This window comes from Haladaptatus sp. (genome assembly GCF_049589095.1).
GTDB lineage: Archaea > Halobacteriota > Halobacteria > Halobacteriales > Haladaptataceae > Haladaptatus.
The window spans coordinates 1-8725 of record NZ_JBAWAC010000619.1; the positions used below are offsets into that span (position 1 = coordinate 1).

Annotated in this window: 7 protein-coding genes; 3 read left to right on the top strand and 4 right to left on the bottom strand. The window is 62.2% G+C overall.

The window, feature by feature from the left end:
* From WBV42_RS19600 to WBV42_RS19615, 4 genes are all read right to left on the bottom strand, one after another.
* Nucleotides 1–1244 (bottom strand): dicarboxylate/amino acid:cation symporter (locus tag WBV42_RS19600; RefSeq protein WP_423987532.1); only part of this gene is annotated, 1244 nt, incomplete at its 3' end.
* A gap of 166 nt (nt 1245–1410) precedes the next feature.
* Complete coding sequence (ilvD, locus tag WBV42_RS19605) at nt 1411–3171, bottom strand: dihydroxy-acid dehydratase (RefSeq protein WP_423987533.1); 1761 nt, start codon at nt 3169–3171, stop codon at nt 1411–1413.
* A gap of 86 nt (nt 3172–3257) precedes the next feature.
* Nucleotides 3258–3431 carry a hypothetical protein gene (locus WBV42_RS19610; RefSeq protein WP_423987534.1) on the bottom strand — a complete coding sequence of 58 codons (174 nt, stop codon included), beginning with the start codon at nt 3429–3431 and terminating at the stop codon, nt 3258–3260.
* Between the two features lie 278 nt (nt 3432–3709).
* Nucleotides 3710–4594 (bottom strand): sulfurtransferase, encoded by an 885-nt coding sequence (locus WBV42_RS19615; protein WP_423987535.1) that lies wholly within the window; start codon nt 4592–4594, stop codon nt 3710–3712.
* Nucleotides 4595–4704: 110 nt separating this feature from the next.
* Between WBV42_RS19615 and WBV42_RS19620 the strand changes: the two genes are divergently transcribed.
* From WBV42_RS19620 to WBV42_RS19630, 3 genes are all read left to right on the top strand, one after another.
* The gene (locus WBV42_RS19620) at nt 4705–4962 is read left to right on the top strand and encodes a hypothetical protein (protein ID WP_423987536.1); all 258 of its coding nucleotides are present in this window, start codon (nt 4705–4707) and stop codon (nt 4960–4962) included.
* A 451-nt stretch (nt 4963–5413) separates the two neighbouring features.
* The gene (gene katG, locus WBV42_RS19625) at nt 5414–7561 is read left to right on the top strand and encodes a catalase/peroxidase HPI (protein WP_423987537.1); all 2148 of its coding nucleotides are present in this window, start codon (nt 5414–5416) and stop codon (nt 7559–7561) included.
* 163 nt (nt 7562–7724) lie between these two features.
* Nucleotides 7725–8725 (top strand): TolB family protein (locus WBV42_RS19630; RefSeq protein WP_423987538.1); only part of this gene is annotated, 1001 nt, incomplete at its 3' end.

Sequence of the window (8725 nt, forward strand, 5' to 3'; positions counted from 1 at the left end):
GCGTCGTTCCACTTGGCGACGAGCGTCGTCACCGCGAGGTCGCCGGTGACGTTGTTCATCGTCCGCAGACGGTCGAGGAGCGGATCGACCCCTGCGACCATCGCGATGGGTGCCAGCGGCAGACCGACCTGCTGGAACACGACGGTCATCATGATGAGGCTCGCACCCGGAACGCCAGCGGTACCGATGCTGGCGAGCAGCGCCGTGAGGAGGACGCTCAGTTGTTCCGTGAAGGTCAGCGATTTGCCGACCACGTTGGCCGCGAAGATGGCGGCGATGCCGAGATACATGGCCGTTCCGTCCATGTTGATGGTCGCGCCGAGCGGCAGCGAGAAGCTGTACACGTCGTCCTCGATGCCAAGGTTCTCGTCCGCGTTCGACATCGTTACCGGGAGCGTCCCGCTCGAAGAACGAATGCTGAGCGCCGTCATCATGGCGTCTCGACTCCCCTCCACGAAGTCGAACGGGGACTTCCGAACGAGTCCCATGAGGATGATGAGGAAGTACACCACCGACATCTGGATGGCGATGGCGATGGCGAGCGCGGCACAGAGCTTGAACAGCGAGGCGATGGCGTCGATACCGATCTCTCCGAAGAGGGCGGCCATCAGCGCGAACACGCCGATGACACCGTACTCCATCACACCCCAGACGACCTTGAACATCACCTCGGTACACACCTCGACGGAGTCGAAGATGTCCTCGACGCCGCTTTCCAAGGTCGAACCCGGTTCGGCCTCGTCACGAACGACGGTCAATCCGACGCCGAAGACGAGGGCAAAGAAGATGATGCCGAGCATCTTCCCCTCGGCCATCGCGTTGATCGGGTTTTCCGGGACGATGTTGAGGAGAACGTCCATGAGCGGCGGTGCCTGTCCGGGATCGACGTGTGCGTTTTGCGGGAGATGGATTCCGACGCCGGGGTTGATGAGGTTGGCCACGCCGAGGCCGACGGCGATGGCGATCATCGTCGTCAGGAGATACAGTGCGACCACCTCGCCCCCGATCTTCCCGAGGTTTTTCGGCGAGAGGTGCCGCGCCGCCATCACGAGCGTGAAGACGACGATGGGGACGATGACCATCTTCAGCAGTCGGACGAAGAGGTCGCCGAGCGGTTGAAGGTTCGTCGCCGGTTCCCCGACCACGAGGCCCACGATGGACCCGAGGACGAACGCCGCAGCGATACGATAGATGATGGGGACAGAGCGATAGCTTCCCCATGCCCGTTGTACAGTTCCTGCCATACGTCCTGGACATGACTCAAAAACACCGTAAAAGGTCTTTGGCCTTCGAAAGATATGTTCTGTAGAGAATAATATTCCAAAATAAATTGGATGGGTTATGGGATTTTGTAATCAATAAAAAGGACCGTCTCGTCGCGTCCCATCTCCGAACCCGTCCGAAGGGGAGTTACTCCCGTTTCACGCCGGGGTTCGTCACGGCACCGTTCGCCGCCGAACCGAACGCGGAGCCGTATTTCGCCAGCACCCCGGAAGTGTACTGCGGTTCTTTGGGTTCCCAATCGTCCAATCGCGCGTCGAGTTCGTCGTCCGAAAGGTTCACGGAGAGTTCGCGGTTGGGGATGTCGACGGTGATTTCGTCGCCGTCCTCCACGACCGCGATTGGACCGCCAGCGCGCGCCTCCGGAGCGACGTGACCGACCATCGGGCCGCGGGTCGCACCCGAAAAGCGGCCGTCAGTCAGGAGCGCCACGTCGTCCTCGTGTCCCTGTCCGACGACGGCCGCCGTCACGCCGAGCATTTCGCGCATGCCGGGACCGCCGCGCGGACCTTCGTTCCTGATGACGATCACGTCGCCAGACTGGACGCCAGTCTGGCTGCCCGCCGAGGTTCCCTCGGCGACGTCACCGGATTCGATGCCACCTTCCTGCACGTACTCCATCGCGTCCTCCTCGTTCTCGAAGACGCGGGCCGGGCCGGTGTGGTGGAACTTGTCCTCTCCCGTCACCTTCAGCACAGAGCCGTCAGGCGAGAGATTCCCTTTGAGGATTTTGATGGCTCCCTCCTCGTGGAACGGGTCGTCCACCGGACTGAGGAAGTCGACGTCCGCCTCCCCGGAGACCCCCAGATGGTCGAGTTCCTCCTCGATGGTGCGGCCCGTCACGGTCATCGTGTCCCCGTGAATCAGGTCGGCGTCGAGCAGACGGCGAAGGATGACGGGGATGCCGCCGATGTCGTGGAGGTCTTTCATCACCCGCGTTCCGCCGGGTTGGAGGTTGGCGATTTTGGGCGTCCGGCGCGAAATTTCGTCGAAGTCGTTGATGTCGAGTTCGATACCGGCCTCCGCCGCGAGGGCGAGCAGGTGGAGGACGGCGTTGGTCGACCCACCCATCGCCACCTGCACCGCGATGGCGTTCTCGAAGGACTCTCGGGTGAGGATGTCGGAAGGCTTGCGGTCGTTCTTCACCGCGTCCAGTGCGATTTCCCCGGCCCGTTCGGCGACCGTGTAGCGCTCCGGGGATTCGGCGGGCGGACTGGCGGAACCGAGCGGGGCGAAACCGAGGACCTCGCTCATGGTCGCCATCGTGTTCGCGGTGAACATCCCACCGCAGGACCCCGCGCCGGGACAGGCATCGTGTTCGAGTTCGACCAATTCCTCCTCGGTCATGTCGCCGTGTGAGACCGCACCGACGCCCTCGAAGACGTTCTGGACGGTGACTTCCCGCCCCTCGTGTTCACCGGGCATGATGGAACCGCCGTACAGAAACACGCTCGGAAGGTCAGTTCGGATGGCCGCCAGCATCATGCCGGGGAGGTTCTTGTCACAGCCAGCGACCGTGACGAGGGCGTCCATGCGCTCGCCGAAGGCGACGAGTTCCACGCTGTCGGCGATGACCTCGCGCGAGATGAGGCTGGCCTTCATCCCCTCGGTCCCCATCGAAATCGCGTCCGAGACGGTGATGGTGCCGAATTCGATCGGCATGCCGCCCGCCGCGTTCACGCCGTCGATGGCCGACCCCGCGACGTCGTTCAGGTGAACGTTACAGGGCGTCACGTCGGCCGCCGGGTTCGCCACGCCGACCATCGGCGAGGAGAGGTCCTCGTCGTCGAACCCCATCGCCCGAAACATCGCCCGGTGCGGGGCGCGTTCCGGCCCTTCGGTGACTTCTCGGCTTCGCAACGACTCGTCTTTCTCCGTGCTGTTTTCCATGGCTGTGAGTATGGGTAACGAGGTGTGTTAAAGCCTCCCGAATCGACAGACCTTGCTGTCGAATGCACGAAAGGGATTCGACGGGTTCACGCCCGACGTTGAGGGCGGGAGAACGAGGATCCGGTCGGTTTGAGCACGCGCCACGCGATGGGTGGACGGAACAGCGACGTTGGCGGTTGCTCCATCGTCATCACACGAAGGAACCGATGACCGTCGATACTGATGGCGGATCGTTTACCGCACTTCCGATAGAACCTCATCAACCACCTCCCGCGCCCGTTCGACGTGTTCGTCCGTTTCCTCGCACCCGGTTTCATCGACGTGTGAGAGCAGTAAAGCGGCTTGTGAGACGCGCTTTTCCACGACCGGTTCGGGTGCACCTCTGGCGTCTCCGACGACCGCTTGTGCTTCGCCGAGGTACTGACTCGGGCGTGTGGCGACCGGCAGGGATGCCGTCGCTTCCAGATGATGGTACAGGTCCGCGACGAGGTCGTGAAGGTCCGTGATGGTCTGTTTTCGTCGCCGCCGAAAAAAGAAGCTACTCCTCGCCGGTCTCGATGGGTGCGCGAACCAAGTTCCCCCACTCGGTCCACGACCCGTCGTAGTTGCGTACGTCGTCGAAGCCGAGCAGGTCGTGGAGCGCGAACCACTCGATGGCGGATCGTTCCCCAACTCGGCAGTACGCGATGACCGACTCCTCGCCGTCCACGTCGTGGTCGGCGTACAACTCACGCAGTTCGTCGGCGGACTTGAACCGGCCGTCGTCCTCGAACACTTCGGCGACCGGGATGTTACTCGCACCGGGGACGTGGCCGCCCCGTTGTGCGGTTTCCTTCTGCCCTTCCGGTGCGAGGATTTCACCGGTGAACTCCTCGGGGGAACGCACGTCCACCAGCGGAAGACCGGAGTCCATCGCCTTCTCCACGTCGTCCCGGTAGGCCCGAATGCTCTCGAACGGTCCTTTGGCGGTGTAGTTCACTGACGGATGGTTCGGCGAGTCCGTGGTCATCGGATAGTCGTTTTCGACCCAGTAGTCCTTCCCGCCGTTCAGCACGCGGGCGTCCTCGTGACCGTAATATTTGAACTCCCAGTAGGCGTACGTGGCGAACCAGTTCGGAATCCAGCCGTCGCCGTAGAACACGACGGTCGAGTCCTCGCTGATTCCGTACTCGCCGACCACCTCCTCGAAGTCCTCTTTTTTGAGGATATCCCGCTCGGTTTCGTCCGAGAGGTCCTCGTCCCAATGCATGCTGATAGCCCCGGGGATGTGTCCTTCGTCGTACCGTGACGGGAAGTCGGTATCGGGAATCTCAGGGCTGTTCACCTCCACGAGTCGGTACTCGGGGTCGTCGCTTTCGAACGCTTCGATGTTGTCCTCCACCCAATCCGCCGAGACGAGAACGTCGGTTGCGTACTCTGACATCGAACTCTGGACGACGCCCGTCGGCAAAACTGTCCCGGCCAAGGTCGCACCGAAGGGATTGCAGAACAACAGCCAGCAGTACTACTTTCGTCGACGGCGTTGGGGGAGGTATGTCACTGGAGTCGATACGCGAGACGGTCTCGACGCTTCGCGAATCGCGCGAGGCGATTCACGACGGCCGAATCGCCATCGAGGAGGCCAGAGTCGACCTTCACGCCCGCTACGACCGAGTCAAGCGCCGCATCGAGCGAGTCGACCGCGCTATCGACGTGCTCCGGCGAGACGGGCCGGACGCCGACCTCCGGGAACTGCTCGACACGCTCGACGGCGGTGTCGGGATGACCGAATTTCCGATCGGTTCCCGATGATCCGGAACGGGATTTCCTGACTACCGGTACGAACGTGCAGTCCGTACACGTTCGTTGGCCGGTACGCACATACTCCGTCTATACGTTCAATGATGTATCACGTGGTGTCTACCACGATCCCGGACTGGAAAGCGTAGAACGAGGGGGAGGAAGCGGATTCCCTCGGACACCGGGGAAATGTATATCGAAAGGCTCATGTCATATAGGGGTCTGAAATTTACAATAGAGAAAAATTATTTCCACAGGAGTGAACTTTAGACGGTCGTAATGGAAGTGAAGAAAGAGAATAGACAACATAAGCGGCAAATTTATAAACAATACCTCTCATATTTCACGTACAGGAGAGCTAGTTAATGTCCGAGGATACAGCCAAATACGGCAACGGAAAACCTGATTACGAGACGAACGGCGTCGAGAAGCCGACGCTGACCACGAGCGGGAGGGTCTCCCGATGACGCTCGGGACCAACCAAGACTGGTGGCCGGAGCACCTTCGGGTGGAGCTTCTCGACGACAACGCGCGGGACGTCGGCCCGCTCGACGAGGATTTCGATTACGCCGAGGCGTTCGAATCGCTCGACCTCGACGAAGTGAAGGCGGACATCGAGGACGTGATGACGTCGTCTCAAGACTGGTGGCCAGCGGACTACGGCCACTACGGACCGCTGTTCATTCGGATGGCGTGGCACAGCGCCGGGACGTACCGCACCTGGGACGGCCGCGGCGGCGCATCAGGCGGGCGTCAGCGCCTCCCGCCGATCAACAGCTGGCCGGACAACATCAACCTCGACAGGGCGCGTCGCCTGCTCTGGCCGGTCAAGCAGAAGTACGGCCGCGCGCTCTCGTGGGGCGACCTGATCGTTCTGACCGGGAACGTCGCGCTGGAGTCGATGGGCTTCGAGACGTTCGGCTTCGCTGGCGGCCGCGAGGACTCCTTCAAGGGTGACGACGCCGTCAACTGGGGTCCCGAGGACGAATGGGAAGGCGCTTCCCAGGACCGCTTCGACGAGGAGGGCGACCTCGACGACCCGCTCGGTAACACCGTGATGGGGCTCATCTACGTGAACCCGGAAGGCCCGCAGGGCGAACCCGACGTCGAGGGGTCGGCCCACAACATCCGCGAGACGTTCGGCAACATGGCGATGAACGACGAGGAGACGGTCGCGCTCATCGCCGGTGGCCACACCTTCGGGAAGGTCCACGGCGCGGACTCCGGCGACCACCTCGGTCCCGAGCCAGAGGCCGCACCCATCGAGGAGCAGGGTCTCGGCTGGGATAGCGACTACGGCGAGGGCAAGGGCCCGGACGCCATCACCAGCGGCATCGAAGGGCCGTGGACCACCGCACCGACCAAATGGGACATGGGCTACATCAACAACCTGCTCGACTACGAGTGGGAAGCCCACAAAGGACCCGGCGGTGCGTGGCAGTGGCGGCCGGTCGATGACGAGGCGAAGTCCACCGTTCCGGACGCCCACATCGCCGACGAGTCGGTCGACCCGATGATGCTCACGACCGACGTGGCGCTCAAGAAGGACCCTGAGTACCGGGACGTCTTGGAGCGCTTCCAGAACAACCCGGACGAGTACCAAGAGGCCTTCGCGAAGGCGTGGTACAAGCTCATCCACCGCGACCTCGGCCCGTCGTCCCGGTTCCTCGGCCCGGAGGTCCCGGACGAGGAGATGATCTGGCAGGACCCGCTCCCCGAAGCCGACTACGACCTCATCGGAGACGAAGCGGTCGCCGAACTCAAGCAGAAGCTCCTCGACTCGGAGCTATCCACCTTCGAACTGGTCAAGACCGCCTGGGCGTCGGCGTCGACGTTCCGCGGTAGCGACAAGCGCGGTGGCGCGAACGGCGCGCGTATCCGCCTCGAACCGCAGAAGGGCTGGGAGGTAAACGAGCCGGAACAGTTGGAGAGCGTGCTGGACACCCTCGAAGGCATCCGGGAGGAGTTCAACGGCTCGCAGTCCGACGGAACGAAGGTGTCGCTCGCCGACCTGATCGTCCTCGGCGGCACAGCGGCCGTCGAACAGGCAGCGGCCGATGCCGGATACGACGTGGATATCCCGTTCGAACCGGGACGGACGGACGCCACGCAGGAACAGACCGACGTCGAATCCTTCGAAGTCCTCGAACCGGACGCCGACGGGTTCCGGAACTACCTCGGCGACGAACACGAGCGCAAGCTCGAAGAGATCCTGATCGACGAGTCGGAACTGCTGAACCTGACCGCATCCGAAATGACGGTCCTTGTCGGCGGCATGCGAACGCTCGGCGTGAACTACGAGGACAGCGACCTCGGCGTCTTCACCGACGAGCCGGGAACGTTGACTAACGACTTCTTCGTGAACCTGCTCGGAATGGACCACGAGTGGGATCCGGTCTCGGACGACGAACAGGTCTTCGAGCTCCGCGACCGCGAGACGGGTGACGTCGAGTGGAAGGCGACCCGCTTCGACCTCATCTTCGGATCGAACTCCCGACTCCGCGCAGTCTCGGAAGTCTACGGTGCCGACGACGGCGAGGAGAAGTTCGTGCGTGACTTCGCCGACACGTGGAGCAAAGTGATGAAGCTCGACCGCTTCGACCTCGAATAATCGCGGCGCTATCGAGAACCGACGCATCGACGGACGATTATTTCTTTTTCGTGGAATCGGACACTACTTCGAGTGCCTACGATACTTTTCCAGAATTGCAATAGTAAAAACAGAAACGGAGTTCGGGAAACATTGATGTCCCGACACACCACAATCTACTTCGATGACAGGAAAATTCTCGCTTGAAGCCCTCGCACGCCTTCCCGAGTTCAACAGTCCGGTGGCCGCACCCGACGGCGAACACGTCGCCGTCTACTACGACGGCACTGGCAGAAACGAACTCCACCTCATCGACGTTTCGACGGGTGAAATGCGGCAGGTGAGCGACGGCGAGGTTCCCCGAAACGCCCGGCATCCGCTCGAATGGGGACCTGACAGCGACCGGATTTACTTCCACTTGGACGACGCGGGCGACGAACAGAATGACATCTGGGAGATGGACCTCGACGGCAACGCCGCACCCGTCGTCGAAGACTCCGGACAGTGTCGACTCACCGATGTTCACGACGGAACACTGCTCTACACGAGCAGTGTTGGCGGGCAGATGAACCTCTATCGTTACGACCGCGAGACGGGAGCGAACGAACGACTCACGGAGTACGACTTCGGGGCGTACTCCGGGTTGTCCTCCCCCGACGGCGACCGAATCGTCTATATGACGAACGAATCGGACGATATGGCCAACATAGACGTGTACATCGCCGACGCGGACGGATCGAATCCCCGTGCTCTCGAAATCGGCGTCGACGGCAGCGAGAGTTACGCGGTAGACTGGTCCCCCGATGGGACGAAACTCCTCGTCGCCGACAATGCACCGGACAAGACGCACTGTGGCGTCTACGACCTCGAAACGGAATCGGTCGAATGGTTCGGCGACGGCGAGTACGTCGAAGACGCCATCGCGTTCCTCCCGGACGAAAACGGCTTCCTCGCGCTTCGCAGACGACGTGCCGCCGTCGTTCCGCTGGTGTACGACTTCGACGGAACCGCGACGGAACTCGACATGCCGACGGGTGTCGCCTCGTTCACCAGTTACGGGGACGCCGCGCTCGTCGGCGACGAACGCGTCTTAGTCCACGGAACGACGCCGACGCAGCGACCCGCGCTGCTCGTCCACGACCTCGAATCGGGAGCGACGGAGACGCTCATCGAACCCGTCTACGG